This is a genomic window from Providencia sp. PROV061 (genome assembly GCF_011045655.1).
Classification (GTDB): domain Bacteria; phylum Pseudomonadota; class Gammaproteobacteria; order Enterobacterales; family Enterobacteriaceae; genus Providencia; species Providencia hangzhouensis.
The window spans coordinates 3707155-3721298 of record NZ_CP042861.1 but is presented as its reverse complement, the minus strand read 5'-3'; the positions used below and the strand labels follow the sequence as shown (position 1 = coordinate 3721298).

General features: G+C 39.0%; 14 protein-coding genes. 13 read left to right on the top strand and 1 reads right to left on the bottom strand.

What is annotated here, in order from left to right; genetic code table 11:
- Positions 1–33 precede the first annotated feature (33 nt).
- Complete coding sequence (locus FVA72_RS17125) at positions 34–750, bottom strand: Crp/Fnr family transcriptional regulator (RefSeq protein WP_094961080.1); 717 nt, start codon at positions 748–750, stop codon at positions 34–36.
- A 95-nt stretch (positions 751–845) separates the two neighbouring features.
- Here FVA72_RS17125 and FVA72_RS17120 point away from each other — a divergent pair, with 95 nt between their 5' ends.
- The 13 genes from FVA72_RS17120 to FVA72_RS17060 all read left to right on the top strand — a co-directional run bounded on the left by FVA72_RS17120 (position 846) and on the right by FVA72_RS17060 (position 14046).
- Positions 846–1934, top strand: coding sequence for an ABC transporter substrate-binding protein (locus tag FVA72_RS17120; protein ID WP_110591248.1), 1089 nt, complete (start codon positions 846–848; stop codon positions 1932–1934).
- Positions 1927–2946, top strand: a complete 1020-nt coding sequence (locus FVA72_RS17115) for a FecCD family ABC transporter permease (protein ID WP_110591249.1) — start codon at positions 1927–1929, stop codon at positions 2944–2946. Before FVA72_RS17120 ends, FVA72_RS17115 begins: the two co-directional genes overlap by 8 nt.
- Positions 2943–3683: an ABC transporter ATP-binding protein gene (locus tag FVA72_RS17110; RefSeq protein ID WP_004257851.1), complete on the top strand. Its 741-nt coding sequence runs from the start codon at positions 2943–2945 to the stop codon at positions 3681–3683. The genes FVA72_RS17115 and FVA72_RS17110 overlap by 4 nt, the downstream gene beginning before the upstream one ends.
- A gap of 36 nt (positions 3684–3719) precedes the next feature.
- Positions 3720–4070 carry a cupin domain-containing protein gene (locus tag FVA72_RS17105; protein WP_004257847.1) on the top strand — a complete coding sequence of 117 codons (351 nt, stop codon included), beginning with the start codon at positions 3720–3722 and terminating at the stop codon, positions 4068–4070.
- Between the two features lie 13 nt (positions 4071–4083).
- Complete coding sequence (locus FVA72_RS17100; protein ID WP_072503039.1) at positions 4084–4854, top strand: class I SAM-dependent methyltransferase; 771 nt, start codon at positions 4084–4086, stop codon at positions 4852–4854.
- Positions 4855–5068: 214 nt separating this feature from the next.
- Positions 5069–7270: a TonB-dependent siderophore receptor gene (locus tag FVA72_RS17095; protein ID WP_110591250.1), complete on the top strand. Its 2202-nt coding sequence runs from the start codon at positions 5069–5071 to the stop codon at positions 7268–7270.
- A gap of 83 nt (positions 7271–7353) precedes the next feature.
- Positions 7354–8454 (top strand): ABC transporter substrate-binding protein, encoded by a 1101-nt coding sequence (locus FVA72_RS17090; RefSeq protein ID WP_110591251.1) that lies wholly within the window; start codon positions 7354–7356, stop codon positions 8452–8454.
- Positions 8455–8738: 284 nt separating this feature from the next.
- Positions 8739–9398 carry a helix-turn-helix transcriptional regulator gene (locus FVA72_RS17085; RefSeq protein ID WP_004257829.1) on the top strand — a complete coding sequence of 220 codons (660 nt, stop codon included), beginning with the start codon at positions 8739–8741 and terminating at the stop codon, positions 9396–9398.
- A gap of 11 nt (positions 9399–9409) precedes the next feature.
- Positions 9410–10477: an alanine racemase gene (locus FVA72_RS17080; RefSeq protein WP_110591253.1), complete on the top strand. Its 1068-nt coding sequence runs from the start codon at positions 9410–9412 to the stop codon at positions 10475–10477.
- A 15-nt stretch (positions 10478–10492) separates the two neighbouring features.
- Positions 10493–11653 (top strand): M20 family metallopeptidase, encoded by a 1161-nt coding sequence (locus FVA72_RS17075; RefSeq protein WP_110591254.1) that lies wholly within the window; start codon positions 10493–10495, stop codon positions 11651–11653.
- A gap of 9 nt (positions 11654–11662) precedes the next feature.
- The gene (locus tag FVA72_RS17070; RefSeq protein ID WP_110591255.1) at positions 11663–12124 is read left to right on the top strand and encodes a RidA family protein; all 462 of its coding nucleotides are present in this window, start codon (positions 11663–11665) and stop codon (positions 12122–12124) included.
- Between the two features lie 93 nt (positions 12125–12217).
- Positions 12218–13513 carry an MFS transporter gene (locus FVA72_RS17065; protein ID WP_110591256.1) on the top strand — a complete coding sequence of 432 codons (1296 nt, stop codon included), beginning with the start codon at positions 12218–12220 and terminating at the stop codon, positions 13511–13513.
- Positions 13514–13746: 233 nt separating this feature from the next.
- Positions 13747–14046, top strand: coding sequence for an HdeA/HdeB family chaperone (locus tag FVA72_RS17060; protein ID WP_036958008.1), 300 nt, complete (start codon positions 13747–13749; stop codon positions 14044–14046).
- Positions 14047–14144 lie beyond the last annotated feature (98 nt).

Below are 14144 nucleotides of genomic sequence, written 5' to 3'. Positions count from 1 at the left end.
ATAAACGCATTAATACTCGTTAATGCGTTATTCTTAAAATGGGCGCTGTGCAGAAATAGATAATTTCGTTAAGTAGTTTTCATTATGGATATGCACAGTGTCTTTCTCGATATCAATAAACCCTTTTTGCCGCCACCCAGAAACTAACCGACTGAGTGTTTCGTAACGTATGCCTAATTTAGCCGCGAGCTGGCCCCGAGATAAAGGCAAAACAATATTTGAAGTCAGTTGCTTATGCTTTAAATCGAGAATATAGGCCGCTAGCCGTTGTTCAGCAGAACTCGAAGTTAGCCAGTCGATATGGTTAATGTTCTCATATAGTTTGCTACTAAAACGCCTTAGCAGTTTTTCCATAATTTGCGGGCAGGCATGGCATAGTCGTAAAATATCGCGTTTATCAAGTAGCAAAGCTTCACCGTCGGTTTTTGCCCGTAAACTCATGGGATAACGGTTGTGAGGCATAAAAACGGCTGCGATGGCAACAATTTCCCCCGTACAAAACAAACCAAAAATTTTTTCTTCACCCAAATAGGTGTGGCGATACACTTCTATTTGCCCGCTGATCATCAAGGGGCAATGCTTAAATGGTTCCCCTTCATGGTTCAGAATTTCACCACTTTTAAAGCGAATATGGCCACAATTTTCCAGCAGTAATGCCAGTTTCTCATCTTCTACCCCATTAAACAGTAAGCACGATTTAAGGGCATTGAGTGATTGTGCATGGGGGAAAACGTTTTTGACAAATGTCATAGGTCATCCTCTTACGCCGTCTTAGAATGGCTTAAGTATAAATGATAATCATACACATTATCAATTGAGATGTTAGCAGAGAGCTGAATAACCCTATGATAAATAATGCTTTTAGACTCGCCGCCGTTTTTCTAACTTTCGGTGGAATAGCCAATGTATATGCATCACAAGCTGTTGATTTCACAGATATGTCAGGTGATAAAATTCATTTATCAGCCCCTGCAAAACGTATTGTCGTGATCCCAATCCCTGCCGCTTCGATGTTAGTTGGCATGGATGAAAGCAGCGAAAAATTAGTCGGAATGCATCCTTTTGCAAAGGTTGCTGCGCGAGATGGCATGCTAAGCCAAATGTTTTCTCCTGTTCTACAAGTGAATTCAAATGTGGTGGGTAACAATTTTACGCCAAACATTGAAGCATTACTTAATGTGGAGCCCGATTTAGTGTGGCAATGGGGTCATCGAGGGGATGATATTATTTCCCCTATGCGTGATGCAGGGCTGACTGTTGCTACGTTAGATTATGGGCAAGAACGCTATACGCAAGAGTGGGTTCGCCTAATGGGACAAACACTTGGCCACAATGATAAAGCACAGAAGATGATCCAGTGGCGCCAAGAAGTTGTCGATACACTCTCAGCAACTACCGCTGAAATACCAGAAGCGCAGCAGCCCCGAGTCCTGTATTTATCCCATTTTAACCAGAGTATTCAAACATTTGGCTCAACATCACACAACAATGCAGATTTTGCACTGGCGGGTGGGGTGAGCTTAAACCGTGACCTCACTGGGCCAAGAACCCTCAATATTGAGCAAATTCTGGTTTGGGACCCTGACATTATTCTATTAGGTAATTTCGAAGAAGGGTTATCGCCAGCTGATGTTTACCGCAACCCTATGCTAAGTGAAGTCACCGCCGTGAAAAACCAGCGTGTGTATAAGCTCCCTATTGGTGGTTTTATCTGGGATGCACCAAACCAAGAAACACCACTGTATTGGCAATGGTTATCGATGATTTTTCACCCGGAAACGATGAAAATGCCATTGCGTGAGGAAATTCGCCTGAGATATCAGCAACTTTATGGCTATGACGTGTCAGATGAGCAAATTGACGGAATTTTGCAAATAGAGATGAACAAAAGTAGCCAACACTACCTTTCTTTGATGGGGAAACCGCATGCGTAAGCCCCAATATCTTTGGTTCATTTTTGCTATTGGCCTATTGTTGACTTTTGTTTTGGCCCTAAGCTGTGGGCGTTACCCAGTTTCGTTTTCCGCGGTTTGGCATATTCTCTATGACACTATTTTTGGTAATGAAATGATGGGGAACTATAGCCGAACGGAACAAAATGTGGTGCTGAATGTGCGCTTACCGCGTGTTCTGATAGCAGGAACGGCAGGGGCTGGGCTGGCGGTTGCGGGGGCGGCTTTGCAAGGTATTTTCCGCAACCCATTAGTTGGGCCGCAAATTATTGGTGTTTCATCAGGGGCTGCATTGGGTGGCGCGCTAGCTATTTTATTATTTTCTTCTTTGTTGGTCACCATTTCATTGGCTTTCATCGGTGGATTGCTAGCTATCGTGCTGGTTTTTTTACTTGGTTTGAATCGCCAAGGCAGCCAGCTATTAATGTTGATTCTTGCTGGAGTCATTATTAATGCTTTTTTTGCTGCATTAATTTCGTTAATTACCTATTTTGCAGACCCAAACAACACGTTACAAACCATTGTTTTTTGGCTTATGGGCAGCTTTGCCAGTGCGTCTTACCTCAAACTCAATATTGTTTTTCCGGTTGTGCTGGTCTGTGTCTTGGTCATTTTTGCGCTGCGTTTTCGTATCAATGTGCTGTCCCTTGGGGAAGAAAATGCACAAGCTTTAGGAATGAAAATTAATAGAACCCGCTGGGCTGTGTTACTCAGCGTAACCTTGATCACCAGTGCGACAGTGGCGGTATCCGGCACCATCGGCTGGGTAGGGCTGATTGTTCCACATATTGCACGGCTAATGGTAGGGCATGATCACCGGATATTACTGCCTGCCAGTGCGGTCATTGGTGGGATTTATATGGTAGCTGTCGACACCTTTGCACGCAGTATGACGAATGCAGAAATTCCATTAAGTGTGATCACCGCACTGATCGGCGCCCCTATTTTTGCACTACTGATCCACACATTGAATAAAAAGGTGGCCGATTTATGATCCAAGTTGAACACCTTAATTTCAAAATAGCCCAACGCCAATTATTTACGAATGTTAGTTTTCGGCAACCAAAGGGCAGTATTGGCGCGATTTTAGGGCCAAATGGCCGCGGAAAAACAACTTTATTAAAACTACTACTCGGCTTACAAAAAGGATCAACAGGCAATATTTCCCTAAATGCACCCGTCGCTTATGTTCCACAGCTTAGTGGTTCACTGTTTCATTACTCTGTTCGCACTATGGTGAGTCTCGGGCGTATTCGTCATTTACCTTGGTATGCCTCACCCAATGAAAAAGATAACCAAATTGTAGAGCAGTGTTTAGCGTACTTAGGCATAAGCAAATTTGCTGACCAACCCTTTAACTGCCTCAGCGGCGGGGAAAAACAAATGGTCATGATTGCGAGGGCATTAGCCAGCGAACCAGAAATTCTGATTCTTGATGAACCGACATCCGCATTGGACCTTGCCAACCAAGACAGTGTGCTCAGCGTTTTACGTGATTTAGCCATACATCGCGGAATGACTATCTTATTCACGAGTCATTATCCACAACATGCGCTGCATATCGCTGATTATTCACTGTTGTTATTTAACGGCAGCGGTTGTTTATTTGGTGAAACTGAACAAATTTTAACGGAAGAAAACCTGACACAACTGTACCAATTACCCGTCGCAATTACGCCAATGGATTATCAAGGCCGGCAGACCCAAGGGGTCATTCCGCTATTTAGATAACTGAATGAAAACGATTGAATTAAGGAATATTAAACGATGAGCAATAACACAATAACACCTTCAGAAGCGCTGATTATCAATCAGTTAATTAATTATACTGAACAAGGTATTGCAAGCCGCGTATTAGCGAAAAATGGCGGGGGAAATATCACCTTATTTGCTTTTGATAAAGGCCAAGCGCTGTCTGAACACAGCGCCCCTTTTGATGCGATTGTGATGGTTGTTGAAGGGAGCTTACAACTTACCATCGAAGGAAAGCCTGTAATGGCTAAACCGGGGGAAGTTGTCAGAATGCCTGCTAATATTCCTCATGCGGTAGATGCGCTTGAGCCCGCAAAAATGCTGTTAGTTATGTTACGTGAGCCTGAAACGGCTTGTACACATTAACTTGGAGGTGAAAATGGACCAATCATTTACCGCCCACGAAGCAGGGCACAAATTTCTAGCACGCTTGGGGAAAAAACGTTTACGCCCAGGGGGAAAAGAAGCAACCGAATGGTTACTTAGCCAATCAGGGTTACACAAGAACAGCCAAGTTCTTGAAGTCGCGTGTAATATGGGAACCACCGCCATTGAAATTGCCTCCCAATTCCATTGTCATATTACGGGTATTGATATGGACAAGCAGGCGCTCGTACAAGCACAAAAGAATGTTGCGAATAAAGGGCTAACAGATTTAGTGACAATCCAAATGGCGGATGCATCAAAACTACCGTTTGAGGACAACAGTTTTGATGTGGTTATTAATGAAGCCATGCTAACCATGTACGGCGATAAAGCGAAAGCGAAGCTATTGCAGGAGTATTATCGAGTACTAAAACCGGGTGGCTGTTTATTAACCCATGATATTGCATTTAAGGATGCCCAAGCTGTTCAAAGTGTGGTTTCCCAAATGCAGCAAGCGATTAATGTTAAAGCACAGCCATTACCTGAAGCGCAATGGGTAGAATTATTTCAACAAGCGGGCTTCCAACAAGTGGTATCTCACACTGGGCCAATGACGTTGCTATCACCAAAAGGGTTGATTTACGATGAAGGCATTTTGGGTGCCCTAAAGATTATCCGTAATGCATTGAAGAAAGAAAATCGTCCCCAATTTTTGCGTATGTTCCGTCATTTTCGGCAAAATCGTGGAAAGTTGAATTATATTGCAGTCGTTAGCGTGAAGTAATTAATAGGAAGATCTTGCGCAAGGATGCGTGACTAGTACTGAATAACCTTTCATTATCTGTTGTTAATAATAATAATTCTTATATTTATCTTGATTCTTAGTTACTGTTGATAATAATTATTTGATAAAATAATAAACAGTAATTTAGTTATGCATTGTGATTTATTTTTTAGATTCAATAACAGCAATTCTAATAATGTAAAGGTTTAATTTAATGAAAATAAAGCATTTTTTTATTATCTCTCCTTGCTTTCTCCCTTTTATTTCCCCCTCCGTATTTGGTGCCGATAAAAAAGAAGAGTCCATAACCGTATCTGCTACACGTGGTTATAAAACCGTTTCAGAAATGGCACAAACCACATGGGTGATTGATAATGCTGAAATTGAGCAGCAAGCTGAAGGTGGAAAAGAATTAAAAGATATTTTAGCGCAGCTTATTCCAGGAATGAGTGTCAGTGGCCAAGGGCGGACAAACTATGGCATGAATATGCGTGGCCGTTCAATGATTGTGATGGTGGATGGAGTACGCCTTAACTCTTCTCGTAGTGATAGCCGCCAATTAGATTCTATCGATCCTTTTAATATTAATCATATCGAAGTTATTTCAGGCGCAACGGCGATGTACGGTGGTGGTAGCAGTGGTGGCTTGATTAATATTGTGACGAAAAAAGGCCAAGAAGAAAAACAAGTTTCCCTGCAATTAGGTGGAAAAACAGGCTTTAACAGTGGTAAAGATCACGATGAAAATATTGCTGCAGCAGTAAGTGGTGGTAATGAGAACGCTCACGGACGTGTTTCTGTTGCTTATCAACGCTATGGCGGTTGGTATGATGGCAAAGGTAATGCGATTAATATTGATAATACCCAAACAGGGCTGCAATTTTCTGATCGTTTGGATGTGATGGCGTCAGGTACTATCAAAATCGATGAAAAACAACAGGTTCAAGCTGTTTATCAGCATTATAAAAGTGAGTCTGATGGTAAACACGGCCTCTATTTAGGAAAAAATTTTTCCGCGGTTAAAGGGCAAGGTGAAGCTTATAACAGCAGCAAATTAAGTTCTGACCGTTTGCCGGGAACTGAGCGTAATTTGCTCAATTTACAATATTCAAATGCAGATGTATTTGGGCAGGATTTTGTTGCACAAGTTTATTATCGTGATGAATCACAAAAGTTTTATCCTTTCCCAACCCTTACAGGCAAAGATGTTACAAGTATCAGCTCATCGGATCAAAAAACCAATTTTTATGGAACTAAGCTGACGTTCAATAGCCAACCTATCGATGAATTAACGTTAACTTATGGTGTGGATGCAGAGCATGAGCAATTTCGTGCGAACCAAATGTTTTTTGATTTAGATAAAGCGAAAGAATCCGGGGGAATGGACTTAACTAAAGCTTTCCAAATTGGCCGCTATCCAAGCTATACCACGACGAATATGGCGACATTTTTACAAAGTAGTTATGACATTACGCCAATGTTCACGTTAAGCGGTGGTGTACGTTATCAGTACACAGAAAATAAAGTCGATGATTTTATTGGTTATGCACAGCAAGAAGCGATTGCTAACGGCAAAGGTAAATCAGCAGATGCAGTACCGGGTGGGAAAACGGATTACAACAACTTACTATTTAACGCAGGGCTGCTGCTTAACCTAACCGAAGAGCAACAAACATGGTTTAATTTCTCTCAAGGCTTTGAAATTCCTGATATTGCTAAGTATTACGGAACAGGTGATTATGCGAAGACCCCAGATGCCAATGGCCACTATCATCTCAATAAAAGTGTTAACATTAATGATACCAAGGTAAAAGGAATTAAGGTTAACTCTTTCGAGTTAGGATGGCGTTACACAGGGGAAAACTTACGCACACAAGTTGCTACCTATTATTCTTTGTCTGATAGAAGCTATGGCATTAATAAAGATGACATGACCATCTATATGAAAACCGATAAACGCCGTATCTATGGGGTAGAAGGTGCGGTGGATTACTTCTTTGCTGACTCAGATTGGAGTGTTGGAAGTAACTTCAATCTACAAAAATCAGAAACTAAAGTGGATGGTAGTTGGGAAAAATGGAGCGTTGATTTTGCGAGCCCATCAAAAGTGAATGCCTATATTGGTTGGGAGCCGAATGACTGGGCGCTACGCTTACAAAGCCAGCAAACGTTCAATTTAACGGATGCGGCTGGTAAGAAACTCGATGGTTATAATACCGTTGATTTATTAGGAAGTTATATGCTACCAGTGGGTAAAGTTAGCTTTGCTGTCGAAAACCTGCTGGATAAAAATTACTCCACAATTTGGGGACAGCGGGCACAAAGCTTATATAGCCCTAAATATGGCGCTGCAAACCTGTACGATTATAAAGGCCGTGGCCGAACTTTTGCCCTTAATTACAGTGTGACTTTCTAATTTGATATTTTAACTAATGATAAGCCACTGTACAGTGGCTTTATTCATACCAACCTATTTAAATTTAAGGTAAAAGATTTTCCATGAAATTATTTCTCTCAGGATTATTGTGCTTACTAAGCTTTTGGGGGCAGGCAAAAACGCCAACGGTGATTACCGACTTACAAGGTCGTGAAGTCACAGTTAATCTTCCCGTTGAAAAATTATTTTTGGTGGATAGTCGTGATATTTTGCCAGTGGATATTGCTGCGGGTAAAAGTGGGATATCTCGTATTGCGGGTTGGAGTGATTCGCTTACGCAGTACGCGCCAGATTTAAAACAAGCTTATTTCAGTGTGTTGCCTGAATTAGACAAAATTCCAACCTTAAAGAAAACTCGTGAAGCGGGTCTTCAAGTTGAAAAATTGATCGAATTAATGCCTGATGTGGTAATTATGCATAAGGCTAATTATGGTGCGATGCGTGATAGCCAAATTTTACCGCAACTTGAAGCCGCCGGTATTCAAGTTATTTTTATTGATTTTCGAATGGATATCGCGAAAAACACGCCGAAAAGCATTTTATTATTAGGGAAATTATTAGGAACACAAGAAAGAGCTGAACAGTTTGCGAAACTGTACCAAGAAAAATTAGATGCGATTGAAAGCCAATTAGCTCAGCCGTTTCCAACTGTTTTGATTGAAGCGAATGCAGGGTTATTTAGCGATAATTGTTGTCAACTTTATGGGCGTTCAGGTTACGGTTCTTTAGCGGCCCTGGCAGGTGGAAATAATCTAGTTGCAGATAGCTTTCCTGCAAAAGGGGCTGAAAGTTCCATTGAGAATATTATTACATTAAACCCAGAATATTATTTACTGACAGGCGCCGATTGGCACAACTTTAATCGTCGTTCGCTCGCAGTAAGCTTAGGATATAATGCAAATAAAGCTAACGTGCAGAAGCAGTTATCAGTATTAATGGATAGACAAGGGATCTCATCATTAACGGCAGTTAAAGAAAAGCGCGTTATGGCGATTTACCATAATTTTTACAACAATCCGATGAATATATTTGCCATTGAAGCTATGGCTAAATTTATGCATCCAGAACGATTTAGCGCATTAAATCCAGAACAAAACTTAGTCGAATTCCAAAATCAATTTACAGAGATCCGAGAAACTGGCGTGTTTTGGGTGAGTTTATAAAAATAGGGCTGCTAACTTTTTGTTGGTAATAGAAACTAACAAAAAGTTAGGTCGCTAATTTGTCTCTGCATAGCTTCCCATTTATCAATAAACTCTCTGAAACCCCTTGTTCTATCATATCTCCCAGTTTTTTTATAAACTGGGAGTATTGCTATGTTAGTCATGGCAACTAAAAATTTGTTAGCTAGAATCAAGAGATAGATCACAAATTGCTCAAATCTTGATTGAGTCTCCATTATTATCTAACTAATATTTAGTTAGGCTTAAAATAAGTTTGGTAGAAAATGAAAATTATTCAAGACAACTTTGAAATGTTATTAGCAGTTATGAAAGGAATTGCGGGCCAATTTGGCGACAATTGTGAAGTGGTATTACATGACCATAGCAAAGGGTTAGAAAGTAGTATTGTTGCAATTATTAATGGCCATGTTACGAAACGAAAGGTGGGAGACCCAAGTAGTAATTTAGGGCTTGAGGTACTGCGTGGGACAGATGTTGATGGCGACAAATACAATTATTTTACCCAAACCAAAGATGGGAAAATGTTGCGTTCAACTTCAATTTATTTACGTGATGAAACTGGCAAAGTTTCTGGGGCGCTTTGTATTAATCAAGATATCTCAGAATTTATTGCCGCAGAAAAAGCCATTCAAGGCATTACACAACGTAATAGTATTGAGCAAGATACGGTTAAGGAAGTTTTTGTCACGGACGTTAATGAAATTTTAGATCACCTTATTCAAGAATGCATGCAGGTTATCAAAGTCCCTGTCATCAATATGGGTAAAAAAGAAAAAATGGATGCAATTAAATTCTTTGATGATAGAGGTGCTTTCTTAATCAAAAAAGCAGGTGAGAAAATCTGTGAGTTTTTAAATATTTCCAAATATACCCTTTATACCTATTTAGCGGAATTAAAAGGGGAAGACAATAATGAAGAATAAGAGAGGTTTTTATGCCAATAACGCCTTACGTTGCTTTAGACTTACAGCAACTTGAAAAAAATGTCAGAGGCATGACAGGCAAGCTAACACAGCAAGGTATTGAACACTGGCCGCATATAAAAACACATAAATCAGTAGAATTAGCGAAATTTGAGATCGCCTGTGGTGCAAAAGGAATTACATGTGCCACATTGCAAGAAGCGACGGTTATGGCGAAAGGCGGAATTGATCATATTCTGCTTGCTTACCCAATGATTGGTGAACAAAAATGTCAGCAATTTATTGAGTTAGCTAAAAAAATAAAATTAAGAACGATTATTGATAGCCTACAAGGTGCTGAACAATTATCAGCAGCAGCAAAGCAAGAAAACCAAATTATTGAGGTCTATATTGCTGTTGATTATGGTGCTCACCGGGAAGGTATTCAATTAGATGACTTAGAGCCATTTGCACTGGCAATACAAAAATTACCTAATTTGAAAATTATTGGTGTATTTACTTATGCAGGAACAATATACCAATACCGAACCGAGCCTGAAATACGTAAAGCGGCAAAAGCAGAAGCAGATCTTTTATTATCTTGCCAAGAACGGTTAGAAAAATTGGGTATTACAGCGCCTCGGACATCTGGCGGGTCAACACTATCTTCATTCTATGCTGATGAATTAAAAGGGATTACAGAGTCACGGGCTGGGAACTTTATTTTTGGAGATATGAATGCTATCTATGGTGGTATTTATACGCCTGAAGATTGCGCTTTAACAATAAGAACAACTGTTGTGAGTATTCCTATTGAGGGGTATGCAACAGTAGATGCAGGGACAAAAACATTAACTTCTGACCAATCTGCAGAACCAGGCTTTGGTTATATAGTGGAAGACCCAACTATAAAACTAGTTAAATTAAATGAAGAACATGGCTATCTTCGCTATGACCCAAAACAAATTAAATTAAATATTGGTGATGTATTAAATATTATACCGAATCACAGTTGTGTCATTCCTAATTTAACAAACAAAATATATGCATTAAATAATAATGAAATAGACCATATTATTACACCAGACGCACGATATTAAATATCGGAGAATAAAATGTATAAATTAAATGAACAGCAACAACATGAGTTGCTAGAGCTTCTTTGTGCCTTAATTCGGCATAAATCCGAAAACCCGCCAGGGGAAGAACAACAAGTTGCTGAATTTATATATCACTATTTTAAACAAGAAAATATTGATGTTGAAATGCAAGAGGTAGCTCCTGGTCGTCCAAATGTTATTGCACATTTAAAAGGTTCAGGAAAAGGTAAACATTTATTATTTAACGGTCATATAGATGTTGTGCCTTGTGGTTGTGGTTGGAGTACCGAGCCATTCGACCCTGTGATTAAAGATGGAAAGGTTTTTGGGAGAGGGGCTGCAGATATGAAATCTGGTGTTGCTGCAATGATGTATACGGCAACATTATTAAAACGTAATCAAGATACATTTTCAGGTAATTTAACTTTAGTATTTAATGTGGATGAGGAGAGAATTAATCTTGGCATGCTGCATTATATTAAAGATGGAATTTCTGCAGATTATGCCATTATTGGTGAGCCAACTTCTCTTGGTGTATGCATCGCACATAAAGGCGTTAGCCGCTATAATTTAAGTACTAAAGGCACTGCAGGCCATGCAGCAAAAACTCGTTATCCTGATAGTGCAATTTCTAAGATGTCTAAAATACTACCTGCTATAGAACAACATCGCGCTTCTGTTGAGGAAATTAGTCATCCACTATTAGGTAGTGCTTCAATGATTATAACCACTATTAATGGTGGTACAGCTCCGAATATTGTTCCTCAGCATTGTGATATTGAAATAGATAGAAGACTCGTTCCAGGGGAAGAAAAACAAGAAATAGAAGCGAGCTTACATCAAGCTATCGCGCAATATAACAAAGGTGAAGAGATAGATTATCACTTAGATAATTACTTATTTATTCCCGCTTCAGATATCCCAGCGGATCACGAATTAACTAAAGTTGCATTAGATACAGTGAGCCGTTTCACAGAAAAAACAGCGCTACCGGAAATATTTGAAGCGACATGTGAGGCGCCTTTTTTCTCGGTTACCAGCCAGATCCCTACACTTATTATGGGGCCTGGGGGACTAGCTCAAGCTCATGTTAAAGATGAGTTTGTTGAAATAAAAGAGTTATATCTTGCGGCTGAAATTTATTATGACATGGCAAATATATTGCTGAATAAATAGGAAAAGTGAATGAATATTGAGAAGAAATTAGAAGAAAAAGGAATTAAACTTGCCACACCAGGGGCACCAAAGTTTTCATATGTATCTATTAAGCAGTATGGTGATTTACTTTATACATCAGGCCATGATTGTCAAAAAGATGGCGTATTAATTTATAGCGGTACGTTAGGTAAAGAATTAACAGTCGAGCAAGGCCAAGAAGCAGCAAAACAGTGTATTGTTAATATATTTTCCTCGTTAAAAGCCTATTTAGGAGATTTAGATAAAATTGATGAATGTATAAAATTATTGGGCTTTGTACAAAGCACTGATGATTTTAAAAATCAGCCACAAGTCATGAATGGAGCTTCAGATTTTTTAATTGAAATACTCGGTGATAAAGGTAAGCATGCACGTTCAGCAATAGGTACGAATACATTGCCTTTTGATACGCCAGTGGAAATAGAATTAATATTAAAGCTAAAGTCGTAAATAATAGATAACAACTAAAGATTATTAATAAAATAAATCTGCGGAGTAAATATTATTCCGCAGGGTCCTGTTACGTCTTAAAGGTACTTAATTATGTCACTACATGCGAGTAAAAGACTAAAGCGCTGGCAGCTTATTGCGCTTACATTTTTGTTGATAGCAGGTATCATTAACTTTTTAGATAGAGCATCACTCTCTATTGCTAACTCTACAATAAGTAAAGAATTAGGATTTAGTGCAACCCAAATGGGATTACTGTTATCAGTATTTTCATTTGGCTATGCGTTATGCCAATTACCTATAGGTATGGTAATGGAGCGCTTTGGAGTTAAAAAGATTTATGGCTTTGGTTTGTTTTTATGGTCGTTAGCACAAACGGTTACAGGGCTATTATCTTCATTTACCCATTTAATTATTGCGCGAGTTATTTTAGGTATTGGTGAAGCCCCACATTTACCTACAGGCGTTAAAGTCGTTAATGATTGGTATAATATTCGTGAACGAGGGTTACCTATGGGGATTGTTAATATGTCCTCTACGTTAGCTCAAGCGCTGGCTCCACCTTTGCTCATTGCATTAATGTTAGCTTTTGGCTGGCGTACAATGTTTATTATTATCGGTATTAGTGGGATTATTCTGTCTATACTTTGGTTTATTTTCTATCGTAATCGTGAACAATTAGAATTAACAGATGATGAATTAAACTATTTAAATGACGGAGCTCCACCATCTTCAACGAATAAAGTTTCTTTCAAAGAATGGGCATCATTATTTAAACAACGTTCTTTATGGGGAATGATTATTGGGTTTAATGGTGTGGGTTATATGGTTTGGCTATATCTAACATGGTTGCCCGCTTATCTTGAAAACTCAAGAGGTTTAAGTCTAGAAAAAACTGGCTGGGTTGCCGCAATACCCTTTTTATTTGGTGCGCTTGGAATGCTCGTAAATGGTGTTGTTGCAGACTATGTGGTGAAACGTGGTGCTGACAAAATGAAAAGTCGTAAATGGATGATTTGCTTAGGCTTATTATTTGCTGCCATATTTACACTACCTGCTGCTTATACTGACAGCACATTTTCAGCTGTTGCTTGTATTAGTATGGCCTTGTTTTCTATTCACTTTGCAGGGACTTCTGCTTGGGGATTGATTTTAGTTTCAGTGCCTTCTCGTTTAATTACCTCAGTGAGTGGTATTCAAAATTTCGGTGGTTTTATTGGAGGGTCATTTGCTCCGATTATTACCGGTATTATTATTGACCAAACACATTCATTTACCTTAGCTCTTGTTGTTTGTGCAACGGTCGCATTCCTTGCATCATTGGTTTATTTCTTCTTTGTTAATGAACCAATTAAAGACCCTGCAGAGGTGGAAGTAAAAGTAGTATAGTTAAATATTTATGGCCACTTTTTATAAGTGGCTTTTCTATAAAAAACAAATCTTATATTGATGCTCTAATTAGGTCATTGTTTGTAATTGATTGTTTTTATTGTCTGTTATTCGATTTTTTAATTCAGTATAAATTTAATCATCAAAATTGGAATATGTAATTCTAATAAATAATATGCTAATAATAACCAGCCACATGATTATATGTTTTTAATTTTCCAAAGGAGTTTAAAATGAGAAAGGTTATTATATCTAGTGTATTATTTGCTGTATCTACAATTTCATTTAACTCAATGGCAGCAGACAAAAATACGGTTACACCTGAGAATATGACTTGCCAGCAATTTATTAATTTAGATCCTCAAAGCTGGGCACCTGTTGCGTTATGGGTAACAAACCAAGAAACGCAATTTAAAGGTGGAGATTATGTTGCGCTAACAGAGCAAAGTGTTGCTGAGGTCCCTCAGATTGTTGAGTTTTGTAAGAAAAAACCGGAAGGCACTCTGCAAGATTATTTAGCATCTAAGAAATAATGCTAACTATTATGCCATGGAGGGCATAATAGCCATTAACAATGAGAAAAATGAGTTTTTATACTGTGGTAGATTAGAAACTACACTTTAGAAACATT

Bases quoted from the DNA above. Each gene is read 5' to 3' on its own strand.
- FVA72_RS17085 (WP_004257829.1), top strand. From the start codon at position 8,739: ATGAAAATTATTCAAGACAACTTTGAAATGTTATTAGCAGTTATGAAA.
- FVA72_RS17075 (WP_110591254.1), top strand. From the start codon at position 10,493: ATGTATAAATTAAATGAACAGCAACAACATGAGTTGCTAGAGCTTCTT.
- FVA72_RS17100 (WP_072503039.1), top strand. From the start codon at position 4,084: ATGGACCAATCATTTACCGCCCACGAAGCAGGGCACAAATTTCTAGCA.
- FVA72_RS17065 (WP_110591256.1), top strand. From the start codon at position 12,218: ATGTCACTACATGCGAGTAAAAGACTAAAGCGCTGGCAGCTTATTGCG.
- FVA72_RS17095 (WP_110591250.1), top strand. From the start codon at position 5,069: ATGAAAATAAAGCATTTTTTTATTATCTCTCCTTGCTTTCTCCCTTTT.
- FVA72_RS17105 (WP_004257847.1), top strand. From the start codon at position 3,720: ATGAGCAATAACACAATAACACCTTCAGAAGCGCTGATTATCAATCAG.
- FVA72_RS17060 (WP_036958008.1), top strand. From the start codon at position 13,747: ATGAGAAAGGTTATTATATCTAGTGTATTATTTGCTGTATCTACAATT.
- FVA72_RS17070 (WP_110591255.1), top strand. From the start codon at position 11,663: ATGAATATTGAGAAGAAATTAGAAGAAAAAGGAATTAAACTTGCCACA.
- FVA72_RS17110 (WP_004257851.1), top strand. From the start codon at position 2,943: ATGATCCAAGTTGAACACCTTAATTTCAAAATAGCCCAACGCCAATTA.
- FVA72_RS17125 (WP_094961080.1), bottom strand. From the start codon at position 750: ATGACATTTGTCAAAAACGTTTTCCCCCATGCACAATCACTCAATGCC.
- FVA72_RS17090 (WP_110591251.1), top strand. From the start codon at position 7,354: ATGAAATTATTTCTCTCAGGATTATTGTGCTTACTAAGCTTTTGGGGG.
- FVA72_RS17115 (WP_110591249.1), top strand. From the start codon at position 1,927: ATGCGTAAGCCCCAATATCTTTGGTTCATTTTTGCTATTGGCCTATTG.
- FVA72_RS17080 (WP_110591253.1), top strand. From the start codon at position 9,410: ATGCCAATAACGCCTTACGTTGCTTTAGACTTACAGCAACTTGAAAAA.
- FVA72_RS17120 (WP_110591248.1), top strand. From the start codon at position 846: ATGATAAATAATGCTTTTAGACTCGCCGCCGTTTTTCTAACTTTCGGT.